This is a genomic window from Streptomyces coeruleoprunus, from assembly GCF_039542925.1.
GTDB lineage: Bacteria > Actinomycetota > Actinomycetes > Streptomycetales > Streptomycetaceae > Streptomyces > Streptomyces coeruleoprunus.
In genome coordinates this window covers 6,229,285-6,244,683 of the sequence record NZ_BAABIT010000001.1, presented here as the reverse complement: position 1 = coordinate 6,244,683, position 15,399 = coordinate 6,229,285, and the positions used below count along the sequence as shown (strand labels likewise).

16 protein-coding genes and 1 pseudogene are annotated in these 15,399 nt (G+C 72.2%); 1 reads left to right on the top strand and 16 read right to left on the bottom strand.

Translation table 11 applies throughout. The features are described 5' to 3' along the window. Nucleotides 1-81 precede the first annotated feature (81 nt). A pseudogene (gene pyrR / locus ABEB09_RS28050) lies at nucleotides 82-659 on the bottom strand (bifunctional pyr operon transcriptional regulator/uracil phosphoribosyltransferase PyrR). A 198-nt stretch (nucleotides 660-857) separates the two neighbouring features. On the opposite strand from pyrR, the gene bldD reads away from it, so the two are divergent. Then, nucleotides 858-1,358 (top strand): transcriptional regulator BldD, encoded by a 501-nt coding sequence (gene bldD, locus ABEB09_RS28045; protein ID WP_030607052.1) that lies wholly within the window; start codon nucleotides 858-860, stop codon nucleotides 1,356-1,358. A gap of 197 nt (nucleotides 1,359-1,555) precedes the next feature. Here the strand turns inward: bldD and nusB are convergent, their stop codons facing one another. From nusB to ABEB09_RS27970, 15 genes are all read right to left on the bottom strand, one after another. Continuing rightward, nucleotides 1,556-1,984 carry a transcription antitermination factor NusB gene (gene nusB, locus ABEB09_RS28040; protein WP_345692694.1) on the bottom strand — a complete coding sequence of 143 codons (429 nt, stop codon included), beginning with the start codon at nucleotides 1,982-1,984 and terminating at the stop codon, nucleotides 1,556-1,558. Nucleotides 1,985-1,986: 2 nt separating this feature from the next. Next, nucleotides 1,987-2,553, bottom strand: a complete 567-nt coding sequence (efp, locus tag ABEB09_RS28035; protein ID WP_345692693.1) for an elongation factor P — start codon at nucleotides 2,551-2,553, stop codon at nucleotides 1,987-1,989. Nucleotides 2,554-2,616: 63 nt separating this feature from the next. Then, the gene (locus ABEB09_RS28030; protein ID WP_345692692.1) at nucleotides 2,617-3,723 is read right to left on the bottom strand and encodes an aminopeptidase P family protein; all 1,107 of its coding nucleotides are present in this window, start codon (nucleotides 3,721-3,723) and stop codon (nucleotides 2,617-2,619) included. A 136-nt stretch (nucleotides 3,724-3,859) separates the two neighbouring features. Beyond that, nucleotides 3,860-4,897 (bottom strand): AAA family ATPase, encoded by a 1,038-nt coding sequence (locus ABEB09_RS28025; protein ID WP_345692691.1) that lies wholly within the window; start codon nucleotides 4,895-4,897, stop codon nucleotides 3,860-3,862. 131 nt (nucleotides 4,898-5,028) lie between these two features. Beyond that, a complete protein-coding gene (aroQ, locus tag ABEB09_RS28020) occupies nucleotides 5,029-5,472 on the bottom strand; it encodes a type II 3-dehydroquinate dehydratase (protein ID WP_345692690.1) in 444 nt (147 codons plus the stop codon). After that, nucleotides 5,469-6,563: a 3-dehydroquinate synthase gene (gene aroB / locus ABEB09_RS28015; RefSeq protein ID WP_345692689.1), complete on the bottom strand. Its 1,095-nt coding sequence runs from the start codon at nucleotides 6,561-6,563 to the stop codon at nucleotides 5,469-5,471. Before aroB ends, aroQ begins: the two co-directional genes overlap by 4 nt. Then, on the bottom strand, nucleotides 6,560-7,078 hold the full coding sequence (locus tag ABEB09_RS28010) for a shikimate kinase (protein WP_380840296.1): 519 nt from the start codon (nucleotides 7,076-7,078) through the stop codon (nucleotides 6,560-6,562). Before ABEB09_RS28010 ends, aroB begins: the two co-directional genes overlap by 4 nt. Nucleotides 7,079-7,110: 32 nt before the next feature. Then, a complete protein-coding gene (aroC, locus tag ABEB09_RS28005; RefSeq protein WP_345692687.1) occupies nucleotides 7,111-8,295 on the bottom strand; it encodes a chorismate synthase in 1,185 nt (394 codons plus the stop codon). Nucleotides 8,296-8,425: 130 nt separating this feature from the next. Further along, nucleotides 8,426-8,596, bottom strand: coding sequence for a hypothetical protein (locus ABEB09_RS28000; protein ID WP_345692686.1), 171 nt, complete (start codon nucleotides 8,594-8,596; stop codon nucleotides 8,426-8,428). 66 nt (nucleotides 8,597-8,662) lie between these two features. After that, a complete protein-coding gene (locus tag ABEB09_RS27995) occupies nucleotides 8,663-9,505 on the bottom strand; it encodes a shikimate dehydrogenase (RefSeq protein WP_345692685.1) in 843 nt (280 codons plus the stop codon). Beyond that, nucleotides 9,486-11,216, bottom strand: a complete 1,731-nt coding sequence (mltG, locus tag ABEB09_RS27990) for an endolytic transglycosylase MltG (protein WP_345692684.1) — start codon at nucleotides 11,214-11,216, stop codon at nucleotides 9,486-9,488. Before mltG ends, ABEB09_RS27995 begins: the two co-directional genes overlap by 20 nt. Before the next feature lie 101 nt (nucleotides 11,217-11,317). After that, nucleotides 11,318-11,782, bottom strand: coding sequence for a Holliday junction resolvase RuvX (gene ruvX / locus ABEB09_RS27985; RefSeq protein ID WP_345692683.1), 465 nt, complete (start codon nucleotides 11,780-11,782; stop codon nucleotides 11,318-11,320). Beyond that, on the bottom strand, nucleotides 11,782-14,451 hold the full coding sequence (alaS, locus tag ABEB09_RS27980; RefSeq protein WP_345692682.1) for an alanine--tRNA ligase: 2,670 nt from the start codon (nucleotides 14,449-14,451) through the stop codon (nucleotides 11,782-11,784). Before alaS ends, ruvX begins: the two co-directional genes overlap by 1 nt. Next, entirely contained in the window at nucleotides 14,451-14,774 is a 324-nt protein-coding gene (locus tag ABEB09_RS27975; RefSeq protein ID WP_345692681.1) for a DUF6167 family protein, read from the bottom strand. The genes alaS and ABEB09_RS27975 overlap by 1 nt, the downstream gene beginning before the upstream one ends. Before the next feature lie 5 nt (nucleotides 14,775-14,779). Beyond that, nucleotides 14,780-15,214, bottom strand: a complete 435-nt coding sequence (locus ABEB09_RS27970) for a DUF948 domain-containing protein (RefSeq protein ID WP_345692680.1) — start codon at nucleotides 15,212-15,214, stop codon at nucleotides 14,780-14,782. Between the last annotated feature and the right edge of the window lie 185 nt (nucleotides 15,215-15,399).

Here is a 15,399-nt window from a genome sequence, read left to right as displayed (position 1 = left end):
AGGGGTCGCGGTCCGGCCCGGCGCGCACCACACCCGTACGGGCGTACGGGGCGATACGGGCGCGGCGCCGTGCCGCGGCGGCTACTGCTCGCCGACGGCCGGGGCGGTCTCCCGCACCCCGAGCAGCACGGCGTCGCGGCCGTCCTCCTCGGCGAGCTGGACCTTGACGGTCTCCCGCAGCGACGTGGGGAGGTTCTTGCCGACGTAGTCGGCGCGGATGGGCAGCTCCCGGTGGCCGCGGTCGACGAGGACGGCGAGCTGGACGGCGCGGGGCCGGCCGATGTCGCCGAGGGCGTCGAGGGCGGCGCGGATGGTGCGCCCGAGAAGAGCACGTCGTCGACGAGGACGACGAGGCGGCCGTCGATGTCGCCCGGGATGTCGGTGCGGGCGAGCGCACGCGCCGGGCGGAGCCGCAGGTCGTCGCGGTACATGGTGATGTCGAGCGAGCCGACGGGAGTGGTGCGCCCGGTGATCTGCTCGAGCTTGTCGGCGAGCCGGCGGGCGAGGAACACGCCGCGCGTGGGGATGCCGAGGAGAACGACGTCGTCGGCGCCCTTGGCGCGCTCGACGATCTCATGGGCGATGCGGGTCAGTACCCGCGCGATGTCCGGGCCCTCGAGCACGGGGCGGGCGGCATCGGACTGCTGGATGGCGTCCATACGGAACGGACCTCCTTCTCCGCCTCACGGGACGGACCTTAAAGGACGTCGGAATTGCGTCACCTACCGTACCAGGGCCCGGAAGGACCTCGGTACGGACCGTTCGGCTTGACGCACCCAAGTAACGCTGCGTAACCTCACAGTGAGTTACGAGCCACGCGGCGGAGCCGCACGTTGTCACAGTGTCCGGGGAGCTATATGTCCAGCGAATACGCAAAACAGCTCGGGGCCAAGCTCCGTGCCATCCGCACCCAGCAGGGCCTCTCCCTCCACGGTGTGGAAGAGAAGTCCCAGGGCCGCTGGAAGGCCGTCGTGGTCGGTTCGTACGAGCGCGGCGACCGTGCCGTGACCGTGCAGCGCCTCGCCGAGCTGGCCGACTTCTACGGCGTCCCGGTGCAGGAGCTGCTGCCGGGCACCACGCCGGGCGGGGCCGCCGAGCCGCCGCCGAAGCTGGTCCTCGACCTCGAGCGCCTGGCCCACGTGCCGGCGGAGAAGGCGGGCCCGCTGCAGCGTTACGCCGCGACGATCCAGTCGCAGCGCGGCGACTACAACGGCAAGGTGCTGTCGATCCGCCAGGACGACCTGCGCACGCTCGCGGTGATCTACGACCAGTCGCCCTCGGTCCTGACCGAGCAGCTCATCAGCTGGGGCGTGCTGGACGCGGACGCGCGCCGCGCCGTCGCCCACGAGGAGAGCTGAGCCCGCGAGAGGGCCGAGCAGAAACGTTGCCGCCGGAGGGTGGTCCCGGGACGTCCGGGACCACCCTCCGGCGTTTCGCGCGCCTGTACGGGCGTCAGGAGCCCTCCAGGCGTGCTCGGGCACGGTTCGGCGTGGTTCGGGCATGCCGAAGGGCCCGCGGCGCGCGGTGGCGCGCTGCGGGCCCTTCGCAGAGGCGTTCAGTCCCGGCGGAGGCTGGGCTTCATGTCCTTGAAGCGGGCCAGGAGGCCGTTCACGAACGAGGGCGACTCGTCGGTGGAGAACTCCTTGGCGAGCTGCACCGCCTCGTCGATCACCACGGCGTCCGGCGTGCCGTCCACCCACACCAGCTCGTACGCGCCGAGCCGCAGGATGTTCCGGTCGACGACCGGCATGCGGTCGAGCGTCCAGCCCACGGCGTAGGTGGCGATGAGCTCGTCGATGCGGTCCGCGTAGGTCGCGTACCCCTCGACCAGCTCCATCGTGTACTCGTTGACCGGCGGCTGCCGGTCGTCGGACCGGGCGTGCCGGATCCAGTCCGCGAGCACTTCCTGCACGGACGCGCCGCGCTGGTCGGCCTCGAAGAGGATCTGGAAGGCGCGCTTGCGGGCCTTGTTGCGGGCAGCCACGGTTAGCTGTTCACCCGGCCGAGGTAGTCGCTCGTACGGGTGTCGACCTTGATCTTCTCACCGGTGGTGATGAAGAGCGGGACCTGGATCTGGTGGCCGGTCTCCAGGGTGGCGGGCTTGGTGCCACCGGTGGAGCGGTCGCCCTGGACGCCCGGCTCGGTCTCCTGGATCGTCAGCTCGACGGCGGCCGGGAGCTCGACGTACAGCACCTCGCCCTCGTGGGTGGCGACGGTGGCGGTGAAGCCCTCGATGAGGAAGTTCGCGGCGTCGCCGACGGCGGCGCGGGCGACGTGCAGCTGGTCGTAGGTCTGCATGTCCATGAAGACGAAGTAGTCGCCGTCCATGTACGAGAACTGCATGTCGCGGCGGTCGACGGTGGCCGTCTCGACCTTGACACCGGCGTTGAACGTCTTGTCGACGATCTTCCCGGAGAGCACGTTCTTGAGCTTGGTGCGCACGAAGGCCGGGCCCTTGCCGGGCTTGACGTGCTGGAACTCGACGACGGACCAGAGCTGGTCGTTGTCGAGCTTGAGCACCATGCCGTTCTTGAGGTCGTTCGTGGTGGCCACGGTTGCGGAATCTCCTGGACTGACGCTGGTGGACGACCGAGGAAGGCGGTGTGTGCGCGCCGGCTACAGCGCGAGCAGCTCCTTGGTCGTGATGGTGAGTAGCTCGGGTCCGCCGTCCGCCTCCTGGCGTACGACGAGCGTGTCATCGATCCGGACCCCGCCCCGTCCCGGGAGGTGAACCCCTGGTTCGACGGTGACCGGCACGCAAGCGTCCAGTTTACCCATGGCCGAGGGTGCAAGCTGCGGGTCCTCCTCGATTTCCAGGCCCACGCCGTGGCCGAGGAAAGGGGCCAGGCCCTCTCCGTGGCCGGCTCCGTCGAGGATCTGCCGGGCCGCGCGGTCGACGTCGCGGTACGCGGTGCCGGGGGCCAGGCTCTCCCGGGCGGCCCGCTGAGCGGCGAAGACGAGGTCGTACAGCTCGATCTGCCAGTCGGCGGGGGCCGTGCCGATGACGAAGGTGCGGCCGATCTCGCAGCGGTAGCCGCGGTAGTTGGCGCCCATGCAGACGGACAGGAAGTCGCCCTCCTCGACGCGTCGGTCGGAGGGGCGGTGGCCGGGCCGGCCGGAGTTCGGCCCGGTGGCGACGGAGGTGGGGAACGCGGGCCCGTCGGCGCCGTGGTCGACCAGCCGGCGCTCCAGCTCCAGGGCGAGATGGCGCTCGGTGCGCCCGACGAGGATCGACTCCAGCAGTTCGCCGAGGGCCTGGTCGGTGATCTCGGCGGCGATCCGGAGGCAGGTGATCTCGTCCTCGTCCTTGACGATCCGCTCCTGTTCGACGGCGGTGCCGAGGTCGGCGATGCGCAGGCCGGGGGCGACGGACTCGATGGCGCGGTAGCGTGCGACGGTCAGGTGGTGCTCCTCCACGGCGAGCACATCGGCGCCCGCCTTGCCTGCGGTGTCGGCGGCGGACACGGCCGGGTCGCCGCCGGACGGCGGCAGGACGGTGAGCCGCAGCCCCTCGTCGAGGCGCCCCTCGGCGGGGTCGCCGGTGGGGGTGCGGGGGCAGAGCAGGACGTCGTCGTCCACCCCGACCAGCAGGACGGCGCCGGGCGGAGAGCCGCCCGAGAGGTAGCGGACGTTCGCGGGGCGGGAGACCAGGGCCGCCGCAGAGCCGGCCGCCGCGCACCGGTCGCGCAGCCGCCCGCGGCGGTCCGCATACACCTGGGACATGTCCCGAGCCTACGAGCGCCGCCCGGTCCCGGCAGGTCCAGCGGGTCCGACCGTGGCGCGGGCGGGGCCCGGGACACCGTCCGTACGCCGGTGACGCCGGCCCGGAGGGCGGGGGCGGGCCCTCAGTGGCGTCCGGTCACCAGGTGGGCGGGCTGGCGATGGCGCGGGCCAGGACCTCGTCCAGGACGCGGGCCGTGGTCTCGACGTCGTACTTCGAGTTGTCGATGATCGGCAGGCCCGAGGCGTGCCAGCCGGCCATGCGGCCGTGGATGCCGGCGACCTCCTCGTCGGAGAGGCGGCGGTTCCCGCTGCGCTCGGCGTTGCGCTCCAGGACGATCTCCAGGCCGGGCAGCAGCACCACCGGGAGGAGGCCGGGGCCGACGTGGCGCTTCCAGCCGCCGAGGCCGACGACAGGCCGGTCCGGGAAGACCGCGTCGTCGAGGATGCAGGAGATGCCGTTCGCGAGGAAGTTGCGGGCGGCGAAGCCACAGGTGCGGCGGGCGAGGCGGTACTGGGCCTCGGACTGGTCGTTCCAGCCCGACTGGGGGTCGGCGAATCCGGCGCAGACCCATTCGCGCACGTCGTCGAGGCTGATGTGGGCGGTGGGGACGCGGCGGTGCTGCGCCCAGTAGCGGGCGACGGTGGTCTTGCCGGCGCCCGCGGGCCCGATGAGCAGTACGGCGAGGGTCGCGCCGCCGGTGCCGTGCTCGGCGGGCGGCGGCGCGGCCGGGGCGGTGACCAGCCCGCCCGGCGGGAGCTGGACGTGGCCGGTGGTGTCCCGCGGGGGCGCCTGGCCGGAGCTGTGCGCGGTGGGCCCGTGCGGCGTCCAGCCCGGCACGGGCGCGGACCGCGGCGCGGAGTGCTGGGGCGGCGCCTGCGGCGCGGGGTGCTGCTGCGGGGCCGGGTGGGGAGGCGGCGGTCCCTGCGGCGCCGGGTGCCTCTGAGGCGCGGGGTGGACCTGCGGCGCCGGGGGCGGAGGGGGTGCCTGCGGCGCCGGGTGCGGTGGGGCCGGGTGCTGCGGCGCCGGGGGTGCCGGCTGCTGTGGGGCGGGCGCCGGGGGCTGGGCGGGTGGCGGGGGTGGCGGCCCGGGGTGGTGTCCCTGCTGCGTCCACCCGGCCGCTGCGTGCCCCGGCTGGTGGGGCGGCGGCAGCGGAGCTCCCACTGCGTGCTGCATCCGGTGCCACTCCGTCTCGTACGACTGACCCTGTTCGGGCGGCCGTTCGGGTCGCCCGTTATCGAACCGTACCCTCCCGGACCGTCAGAACGTGAACGGACCGGGAGGGTTCACCGGGCGCGCGGCCCCCGTCAGGCGTCGAGTTCGTCGGCGAGGGCGCGCAGGGCGAGCCGGTACGAGCCGATGCCGAAGCCCGCGATCGTGCCGGTGGCGACCGCGGCGACGACCGAGGTGTGGCGGAACTCCTCGCGGGCGTACGGGTTGGAGATGTGCACCTCGATCAGCGGGGCGGTGCGCTGCGCGGCCGCGTCCCGCATGGCGTACGAGTAGTGCGTGAAAGCACCGGGGTTGAGGACGACTGGCATCGAGCCGTCCGCGGCCTCGTGCAGCCAGCGGACCATCTCGCCCTCGTCGTTCGTCTCGCGTACGTCGACGTCGAAGCCCAGCTCCTTGCCGAGGGCCCGGCAGGTGTCGACGAGCCCGGCGTAGGACGTGGCGCCGTACACGTCGGGCTCGCGGGAGCCGAGCCGGCCGAGGTTGGGCCCGTTGAGGACGAGCACCTTGCGCGCGCTCACTGGGCGACCTCCCCGTACGCCGCCAGCAGCACGGCCGGGTCGGGGCCCTCCAGCACGGTCGGCTTGGCGAGCCCGTCGAGCACGATGAACCGCAGCAGGTCGCCGCGGGACTTCTTGTCGACCTTCATGGTCTCCAGGAGCTTGGGCCACTGGTCGCCGCGGTAGGTGAGCGGCAGCCCGACGGACTCCAGGACCGTGCGGTGGCGGTCTGCGGTGGCGTCGTCGAGCCGTCCGGCGAGCCGGCCCAGCTCCGCGGCGAACACCATGCCGACGGAGACGGCCGCGCCGTGCCGCCACTTGTACCGCTCGTTCTTCTCGATGGCGTGCGCGAGGGTGTGGCCGTAGTTGAGGATCTCGCGGAGTCCGGACTCCTTGAGGTCCGAGGAGACGACCTCGGCCTTGACCCGGATCGACCGCTCGATCAGCTCGGCGGTGTGGGGGCCCGCGGGCGTACGGGCGGCGGCCGGGTCGGCCTCGATGAGGTCGAGGATCACCGGGTCGGCGATGAAACCGGCCTTGATGATCTCGGCGAGGCCGCTGACGTAGTCGTGGACGGGCAGCGAGTCCAGCGCGGCCAGGTCGCACAGCACGCCGGCCGGCGGGTGGAACGCGCCGACCAGGTTCTTGCCCTCGGCGGTGTTGATGCCGGTCTTGCCGCCGACGGCCGCGTCGACCATGGCGAGGACGGTGGTCGGTACGGCGATCCAGCGCACGCCGCGCAGCCAGGTGGCCGCGACGAACCCGGCGAGGTCGGTGGTGGCGCCGCCGCCCACGCCGACGATGACGTCGGTGCGGGTGAAGCCGGTCTGGCCGAGCGCCTTCCAGCAGTAGGCGGCGACCTCGGCGGTCTTGGCCTCCTCGGCGTTCGGCACCTGGATGGCGACCGCCTCGTACCCCTGGCCGGCGAGGTCGGCGCGCAGGGCCTCACCGGTCTCGGCGAGCGCCTCGGGGTGGATCACGGCGACGCGCTTGGCCTTGGAGCCGATCATTCCGGCCAGCTCGCCGAGCAGCTGCCGGCCGACCAGCACGTCGTACGGGTCGGTGCCCGCCGTGCCGGCCACGGGGATGCGGGTCACGGACTGGTCGGTCACGGGGTGTCCTCCTGGCCGGGGGTCCGGGGGGCGGCCCCCCGGGATTTCTGCAGGGCGTCGAGGACCGCCTCGGCGACCTCTTCGGGGGTGCGTCCGTCGGTGTCGACGACGACCCGGGCGACTTCGGTGTACAGGTGGCGGCGGGCCTCCATCAGCTCGCGCCACTGGCGGCGCGGGTTGACGGCGAGGAGCGGCCGGGCGGCGCCGAGCCCGACGCGGCGCACGGCCTCCTCGACGCCCATCGACAGGTAGGCGACGGGCAGGCCGCTCAACAGGGAGCGGGTGCCGGGGTCGAGGACCGCGCCGCCGCCGAGGGCGAGGACGCCCGTGTGCTCGGCGACGGCCTTCCGTACGGCTTCGCGCTCCAGCTCGCGGAAGTGCGGCTCGCCGTCCTCGATGAAGATGTCGGAGATCTCCCGGCCCTGGGCGGCGACGATGTCGGCGTCGGTGTCCCGGTAGGGCACGCCCAGCCGTTCGGCGAGGAGCGTGCCCACGGTCGACTTGCCCGAGCCCATCGGGCCGACCAGGACGATCTGCGGGCCGGTGCTCACCGGATGTGCAGGTTGTCGAGGTAGGACCGGACGTTGCGGCGGGTCTCGGCGACGCTGTCGCCGCCGAACTTCTCGGCGACGGCGTCCGCGAGGACCAGCGCGACCATGGCCTCGGCGACGATGCCCGCGGCCGGCACGGCGCACACGTCGGAGCGCTGGTGGTGGGCCTGGGCGGGCTCGCCGGTGACGACGTCGACGGTCTTCAGGGCGCGCGGCACGGTCGCGATCGGCTTCATCGCGGCGCGGACGCGCAGCAGCTCGCCGGTGGTGAGGCCGCCCTCGGTGCCGCCGGAGCGGCCGGAGGTCCGGCGGATGCCCTCGTCGGTGCTGACGATCTCGTCGTGGGCCTGCGAGCCGGGCACCCGCGCCAGGTCGAAGCCGTCGCCGACCTCGACGCCCTTGATGGCCTGGATGCCCATGAGGGCGGCGGCCAGCCGGGCGTCGAGACGACGGTCCCAGTGGACGTGGGAGCCGAGGCCGACGGGCACGCCGTACGCGAGCACCTCGACGACGCCGCCGAGGGTGTCGCCGTCCTTGTGGGCCTGGTCGATCTCGGCGACCATCGCCTTCGACGCGTCGGCGTCCAGGCAGCGCACCGGGTCGGCGTCCAGCTTCTCGACGTCGGCGGGCGTCGGGTAGACGCCGTAGGGGGCCTTGGCGGCGGCCAGCTCGACGACGTGCGAGACGATCTCGATGCCGGCCGTCTCCTTCAGGTACGACCGGGCGACGGCGCCGAGGGCCACGCGGGCCGCGGTCTCCCGGGCGCTGGCGCGCTCCAGGACGGGCCGGGCCTCGTCGAAGCCGTACTTCTGCATGCCGGCCAGGTCCGCGTGGCCCGGGCGCGGCCGGGTCAGCGGGGCGTTGCGGGCCATCTCGGCGAGTTCGGCCGGGTCGACCGGGTCGGCCGCCATGACCTTCTCCCACTTGGGCCACTCGGTGTTGCCCACCATGACCGCGATGGGGGAGCCGAGGGTGAGGCCGTGGCGGACGCCGCCGAGGAAGGTGACCTCGTCCCGCTCGAACTTCATCCGGGCACCGCGTCCATAGCCCAGGCGCCGCCGGGCCAGGTGGTCCGCCACCATCTCCGTGGTGATCGGGACACCGGCGGGAAGACCCTCCAGCGTCGCCACCAGCGCGGGGCCGTGCGACTCCCCCGCGGTCAGCCAGCGCAACCTGCTCAACGGTGCTCCTTCTGCTCGCGCCTGGTTTGCGGGCGGCGCGCTCGGCTGCGCGCGTCCGGCCCGCCTCCCTACGATCCTCCCACGTCCGGGGCCCGTGCCCGGTCCCGGTCCAGCAGTCGGACGGCGGTGATCAGGAACCGGCCAGGCGCCGCCGCAGCTTCGTGGCCCCGAGGTACAGCAGCCAGGCGCCGCCGAGACCGATGAACGTCCACTGGACCCAGTCGGGGAGAAGGCCCAGCAGGAAGTGGAAGAGCCGGCCGGCCTCCCCCGCCGCCGCGGCGAGCTGCTGCCCCTGGTCCATGATCCGCCCCTCGGGTCCGTTCAGATGTGCGAGGGGCGGATCTTACCCAGGGCCGGGGAGCGCCTTCTAACGGCCGGCGAGGGCCCGTTCCCCGGCGGCCCGCATGGCGGCGAGGGGCCCGGGCGCCCGGCCGGTCATCTGCTCGACCTGGAGGACCGCCTGGTGGACGAGCAGGTCGAGGCCGCCGACGACGGCGCCGCCCCGCTCCGCCCAGGCGGCGGCGAGCCGGGTCGGCCACGGGTGGTAGAGCACGTCGAACAGGGTGCCCGGCCGGTCGGGCACCTCGGCCGCGAGCGCGTCCGTCGAACCGGCCGGCGTCGTGGCGATCACCAGGGGCGCCCGCAGCGCCTCCGCCGCGTCCGCCCAGTCGGCGGTCCGCACGTCGACGCCGAGGCGTTCGCCCCAGCCGCGCATCTCGGCGGCGCGCGCCTCGCCGCGCACGTACGCCGTGACCGGGCCGGAGCAGATCCGGGCGAGGGCGGCGAGCGCGGAGGAGGCGGTGGCGCCGGCGCCGAGGACGCTGGCGGAGTCCACCTTCTCGACGCCCCGCTCGCGCAGCGCGGCGACCATGCCGGGGATGTCGGTGTTGTCGCCGACCCGGCGCCCGTCCTCGGTGAACACGACCGTGTTCACGGCCTCGACGGAGCGGGCCGTGTCGCTGATCTCGTCGAGCAGCGGGATGACCGCGCGCTTGAGGGGCATGGTCAGCGACAGCCCGGCCCAGGACGCGTCGAGCGCCGAGAAGAACCCGGGCAGCCGCTCCTCGTCCACCTCGTGCCGCTCGTACGTCCAGCCGGTGAGACCCAGCTCGGCGTACGCGGTCCGGTGCAGCACCGGGGAGAGCGAGTGCGCGATGGGCGAGCCGAGCACCGCGGCGCGGCGGGCCGCCTCAGCCTCCCTGGCTGTCATTGAACTTGTCCTTCAACCTCAGGAATTCGTCGTGCGTCTTGGCGAATTCGGTCTTGTTCATGCCGTCGGTCGCCACGAAGTACATCCACCCGTCGCTCGTGGGGTTCAGCGCGGCTTCCAGGGCCTGGTTTCCGGGATTGCCGATGGGTCCCGGCGTGAGGCCCTTGTTGGTGTACGTGTTGTAGAGATCCTTGTTGCTGTTGATCTCCGATTCGCTGATCTTGATTTCGCTCTGGCCCTTCAGATAGTTGAAGGTCGAGTCGAACTGCAGGAACCGGTTGGTCTCCGTGTTGTCGGGCTTGAGCCGGTTGTAGACGACCTCGCTCATCTTGCGGAAGTCGTCGGGCGTCTTGCCCTCCGCCTGCACCAGGCTCGCCACGGTGATCAGCTCCCAAGGCCCGTCCAGCTTCAGGGACTTGGCCTTGGCGTCGAGGTCGAGCTTGCCGTATTCGGCGTTGGCACGGGCGACCATCTTCTTGAGGACGTCCTCGGGCTTGCCGGCCTTGGGAACGGGATAGGTCGCGGGGTAGAGGAAGCCCTCCAGCGGGTCCTTGACATTCTTGCGGCCGGTCGCCCAGGCCGGCAGGCCGAGCTTCCCGCTCTGCTCCTTGGCGACCTTCTTGGTGGTGCCGGCGGGCAGGCCGAGACGTTTGTCGATCTGTTCGTAGATCCAGACGTTCCGCTTGCCTTCGGGAATGCTGAGGGCATTCTTGTTCTTCGGGTCCAGCAGCGCCTTGACGGCGGCCTCGGCGGACATCTCCTTCTTGAGGATGTAGAAGCCGTCCTGGATGAAGAGGCCCTTGGGGTTCCTCTGCTGCGCGGCGGTGAACGCCTCGACGCTCTTCACGACACCTGCCCTCAGCAGCAGGTTTCCGATCTGTGTGCCGCCCGCGCCCACCGGGATCTCGACCTGGACGGTCTCGCTCGTCCCCTCGCCCGTGTAGTCGGGCGCCGGGCCGAACTGGCCCTGGATGAACTGGTAGCCGAAGTAGCCCACACCGCCCAGGCCGCCGACGATCACCAGCGCGACGAAGAGGCAGGCCACGCCGTTGCGGCTCTTGCGCTTCTTGGATTTGCCCCGGCGGTCGCGGGCCGCCCGGCGCGACTCGGCCGGGTCGTCGTCGTACTCGTCGTACTCGTCGTCGCGGCGGTCCCCGTCGGGGTCGCCGTCGAAGAACCCGTGCCGCTCCTCCTCCGGGCCCTCCGCGCCGGGAGCGGCCGCGGCCTGCGGGGCGGCGTCCGGCTCGGCGCGCCGCTGGCCGGGGGGCTGCGGCGGCGGGTACGCCTCGGGGGTGCTGTAAGGGTCGTGGCCGTGGGCGGCGTACGGGTCGGCGGGTGGCTGCGGCGCGGCGCCGTAGGGCATGGCCGCGGCCTGCTGGCCGGTGTCCCAGCCGCCCTCGTACTGCTGCTGGGGGTACACCTGGCCGTCGTGGGCCTGTCCCGGGTACGCCTGGCCGTCCTGAGGGGCGCCCGCGTACTGCTGTCCGTCGTACTGCTGACCGGGCTGCGGGCCGCCGCCGTACTGCTGTGCGCCGTACTGATGTTCCCCGTAACCCTGCTGGTACGGGTCCTGCTGCCCGCCGCCGTACTGCGGCTGCTGCTGGTAGTACTGGCCCCCGGCCTGCCGGCCCGTCCATCCGTGCTGGTCACCGTACAGCGGGTCCTCGGGATGCCACGGTCCGGAGCCGGGGCTGCGGCCATACTCAGTCATCGATCCCCAAACAGCCGTGAGGCTTCCGGGACGTCCGCCTCTACGTTGTGCGGTGGCTGTTCGAACGCCACCGCATCGCGCGGAACGTTACCGTATCGCGATCAGATGACCACTTCGACGCCCTCGCCGGGCGGATTACCTGATACCCGTTCGGACTCAAGAGCGTTCTGCAGGATGATCACAGCGGCGGCCTGATCGATCACCGAGCGTCCCTTCTTGGACTTCACGCCGGACGCGCGCAGCCCCTGGGTCGCCGAGACGGTGGTCATCCGCTCGTCCACCAGCCGCACCGGCACCGGGGCGCTCTGCCGGGCCAGCTCCTGGGCGAAGGTGCGGACCTTGGCCGCGGCCGGGCCCTCGCGCCCACTGAGGGAGCGCGGGAGCCCGACCACGATCTCGATCGGTTCGTACTCCTCGACGATCTGCCGGAGCCGCCGGTGGGCGGCCGGGATGTCACGTCCCGGCACGGTCTCCACCGGCGTGGCGAGGACCCCGTCGGGGTCGCACGAGGCGACCCCGATGCGGGCGTCCCCGACGTCGATCGCGAGCCGACGGCCGCGTCTCATCAGGCGGTTTCCGCGACGAGGCGCTCGACGGCTTCGATGGCCTCGCCGATGGCCTGCGGGTTCTGGCCACCGCCCTGGGCGACGTCCGGCTTGCCGCCACCGCCGCCGCCGAGGGTCTTGGCGGCGGTGCGGACCAGCTCGCCGGCCTTGAGGCCGCGCTCGCGGGCGGCCTCGTTGGTGGCGATCACGGTGAGCGGGCGCTCGTTGGCCGTGGTGAACAGGGCCACGACGGCAGGGCGGTCGCCGGGGATGCGGCCGCGGACGTCGAGGACCAGCTTGCGCAGGTCGTCGGCGCCGGTACCGTCCGGGACCTGGCCGGTGACGAGGGCCACACCGCGCACGTCGCGGGCGGACTCGACGAGGCCGGCGGCGGCCTGGAGGACCTTCTCGGCGCGGTACTTCTCGATCTCCTTCTCGGCGTCCTTCAGCTTGCCGAGCATGGCGGAGATCTTCTCCGGAAGCTCCTCGGGACGGCCCTTGACCAGCTCCTGGAGCTGGGCGACGACCGTGTGCTCCCGGGCGAGGAAGTTGTAGGCGTCGACGCCGACGAGGGCCTCGATACGGCGCACGCCGGAGCCGATGGACGACTCGCCGAGCAGCTTCACCAGGCCCAGCTGGGCGGTGTTGTGCACGTGCGTACCGCCGCACAGCTCCTTGGAGAAGTCGCCGATGGTGACGACGCGGACCTGCTCGCCGTACTTCTCGCCGAACTCGGCGATGGCGCCCTGGCGCTTGGCCTCGTCGATCGGCATGACCTCGGCGTGCACGTCCAGCTCGCGGGCGAGCACCTCGTTGATCTTCTGCTCGACGTCGGTCAGGACCGTGCCCGGCACGGCGGACGGCGAGCCGAAGTCGAAGCGGAAGCGGCCCGGCGAGTTCTCGGAGCCGGCCTGGGCGGCCGTCGGGCCGAGGGCGTCGCGCAGCGCCTGGTGGGTGAGGTGCGTGGCGCTGTGGGCGCGGGCGATGGCGCGGCGGCGGCGCACGTCGATGGTGGCGTAGGCCGTGGCGCCCACGGTGACCTCGCCGACCTGGACGGAACCCTTGTGCACGGACACGCCCGGAACGGGCTGCTGGACGTCGCGCACCTCGATGACGGCGCCGCTGTGCAGCCGGATACGGCCCTGGTCGGCGAGCTGGCCGCCGCCCTCGGCGTAGAACGGGCTGCGGTCCAGGACGACCTCGATGTCGTCGCCCTCGGAGGCGGCCGGCGAGGGGACGCCGTTGACGAGGAGGCCGACGACGGTGGTCTCGCCCTCGGTGTTGGTGTAGCCGATGAAGTCCGTGGAGCCGGAGGTGTCGGCGATCTCACGGTAGGCGGAGACGTCGGCGTGGCCGGTCTTCTTGGCCTTGGCGTCGGCCTTGGCGCGCTCCCGCTGCTCCTTCATCAGCCGGCGGAAGCCGTCCTCGTCCACGGAGAGGCCCTGTTCGGCGGCCATCTCGAGGGTGAGGTCGATGGGGAAGCCCCAGGTGTCGTGGAGCAGGAAGGCCTTGTCGCCGGAGAGGACCTTGCCGCCGGTGGCCTTGGTCTCGGTGACGGCGGTGTCGAGGATGTTGGTGCCGGCCTTGAGCGTCTTGAGGAAGGCGGCCTCCTCGGCGAGGGCCACGGTCTCGATGCGCTTGCGGTCGGTCTCCAGCTCCGGGTACTGCTCGCCCATCGTCCGGATGACGGTGTCCACCAGCTCGCCGACGACGGGGCCGGTGGCGCCGAGCATGCGCATGTTGCGGATGGCGCGGCGCATGATGCGGCGCAGGACGTAGCCGCGGCCCTCGTTGCCGGGGGTGACGCCGTCGCCGATGAGCATGACGGAGGTGCGCATGTGGTCGGCGACCACGCGCAGGGAGACGTCGGAGTCGTGGGCCTGGCCGTACTTCACACCGGTGAGTTCGGTGGCCTTGTCGATGACGACCTTCAGGGTGTCGGTCTCGTACATGTTGCGTACGCCCTGGAGGATCATCGCCAGGCGCTCCATGCCGAGGCCCGTGTCGATGTTCTTGGACGGCAGGTCGCCGAGGATCTCGAAGTCGTCCTTGCCGGTGCCCTGGCCGCGCTCGTACTGCATGAAGACCAGGTTCCAGATCTCCACGTACCGCTCGTCGTTGACGGCGGGGCCGCCCTCGACGCCGAACTCGGGGCCGCGGTCGTAGTTGATCTCGGAGCAGGGGCCGCAGGGGCCGGGGACGCCCATGGACCAGAAGTTGTCCTTCTTGCCCAGGCGCTGGATGCGCTCGGCCGGGACGCCGACGACGTCGCGCCAGATCTGCTCGGCCTCGTCGTCGTCCTGGTAGACGGTGATCCAGAGCTTCTCGGGCTCCAGGCCGTAGCCGCCGTGCTCGACCGGGGTGGTCAGCAGCTCCCAGGCGAGCTTGATGGCGCCTTCCTTGAAGTAGTCGCCGAACGAGAAGTTGCCGCACATCTGGAAGAACGTGCCGTGGCGGGTGGTCTTGCCGACCTCCTCGATGTCCGGCGTGCGCACGCACTTCTGGACGCTGGCGGCGCGCGGGAACGGCGGCTTGACCTCGCCCAGGAAGTACGGCTTGAACGGGACCATGCCCGCGGGGACGAGCAGCAGAGTCGGGTCGTCCGCGATGAGCGACGCCGAAGGCACGACGGTGTGCCCGCGCTCCTCGAAGAAGCTCAGCCAGCGGCGGCGGATTTCAGCCGACTCCATCAGTGGTCCTCATTCCGGTTGTTCGAGTGGTGGGGATACGGGTGGTCGCGGTGCCCGAGTGCGTTCCGGCGCGGGGCCGGGAGTGCGGGGTCCATCGGGGCCTCCAGGCCCAGTGCCTCTTCCAGCTCCGCCTCGCGCCGGATCATTCCCGCGCGGACGTCGAGCGCGAAGTCCTTGAGCCGGTGGCCGGCCTCGACGGCCTTGTCGGCGGCCTGGGCGGCCAGGCTCTCGGGGGTGAGCTGCTTGAGCCTGCGGTTGACCTTGGTGGTGGCCCACACGCCGGCTGCGGCGCCCGCGGTGAACCAGAACGCTCTGCGGAACATCCTCGTCAGCCCTTCCGCTTGCGGCCGTTGCGGGCCTTCGGCACCGTGCGGCCGACGATCACCGTGCGACGGGTCCGCTCGGCCGGCCCGTCGTTCCTGTTGCGGCTGAGTGCCTGGCGTACGCCGTAGCCGAACGCGGCGACCTTGACGAGCGGGCCGCCGAAGGTCGAGGCGACGGTGCTGGAGAGCGCCGACGCGTTGGAGGTGACCTCCTGGACGTCGGAGGCGATGGCGTCGACCCGGTCGAGCTGGGTCTGCGCGGAGCGGACGGTCGCGGAGGCGTCGGCGAGCAGCGGAACCGCCTGCTCGGTCACCTCCGCCACGAGCCGGGTGGTCGCCCTGAGCGTCTGCGCCAGCCTCACCAGCACCACGGCCAGGAAGGAGACCAGGATCGCCCAGAAGACGGCCACCAGGATGCCGGCCACCTCTCCACCGGTCACAGTGCGCCCGCTCTCTGCTCGTCGCTGCTTCGCTCGTCTTGTCGCCGCGCCGCTCGTGTCGTCCTCGCTCGGCTCGCGCGGGGGTTTCAGCCGCTGAAACCCGTTCTCCGAGCCTATCGCGCCCGTGGTCGCTCCCCGTACCCGATTAGGGACGGCGGCGAGGTCGGACGAACGGGCGGATTGTA

Bases quoted from the DNA above. Each gene is read 5' to 3' on its own strand.
- ABEB09_RS28010 (WP_380840296.1), bottom strand. From the start codon at position 7,078: ATGGGCTCGGGCAAGTCGACCGTGGGCACGCTCCTCGCCGAACGGCTG.
- ABEB09_RS27975 (WP_345692681.1), bottom strand. From the start codon at position 14,774: ATGTTCCGCAGAGCGTTCTGGTTCACCGCGGGCGCCGCAGCCGGCGTG.
- alaS (WP_345692682.1), bottom strand. From the start codon at position 14,451: ATGGAGTCGGCTGAAATCCGCCGCCGCTGGCTGAGCTTCTTCGAGGAG.
- ABEB09_RS28000 (WP_345692686.1), bottom strand. From the start codon at position 8,596: ATGGACCAGGGGCAGCAGCTCGCCGCGGCGGCGGGGGAGGCCGGCCGG.
- mltG (WP_345692684.1), bottom strand. From the start codon at position 11,216: ATGACTGAGTATGGCCGCAGCCCCGGCTCCGGACCGTGGCATCCCGAG.
- ABEB09_RS28030 (WP_345692692.1), bottom strand. From the start codon at position 3,723: ATGTCCCAGGTGTATGCGGACCGCCGCGGGCGGCTGCGCGACCGGTGC.
- ABEB09_RS27995 (WP_345692685.1), bottom strand. From the start codon at position 9,505: ATGACAGCCAGGGAGGCTGAGGCGGCCCGCCGCGCCGCGGTGCTCGGC.
- ABEB09_RS28025 (WP_345692691.1), bottom strand. From the start codon at position 4,897: ATGCAGCACGCAGTGGGAGCTCCGCTGCCGCCGCCCCACCAGCCGGGG.
- ruvX (WP_345692683.1), bottom strand. From the start codon at position 11,782: ATGAGACGCGGCCGTCGGCTCGCGATCGACGTCGGGGACGCCCGCATC.
- bldD (WP_030607052.1), top strand. From the start codon at position 858: ATGTCCAGCGAATACGCAAAACAGCTCGGGGCCAAGCTCCGTGCCATC.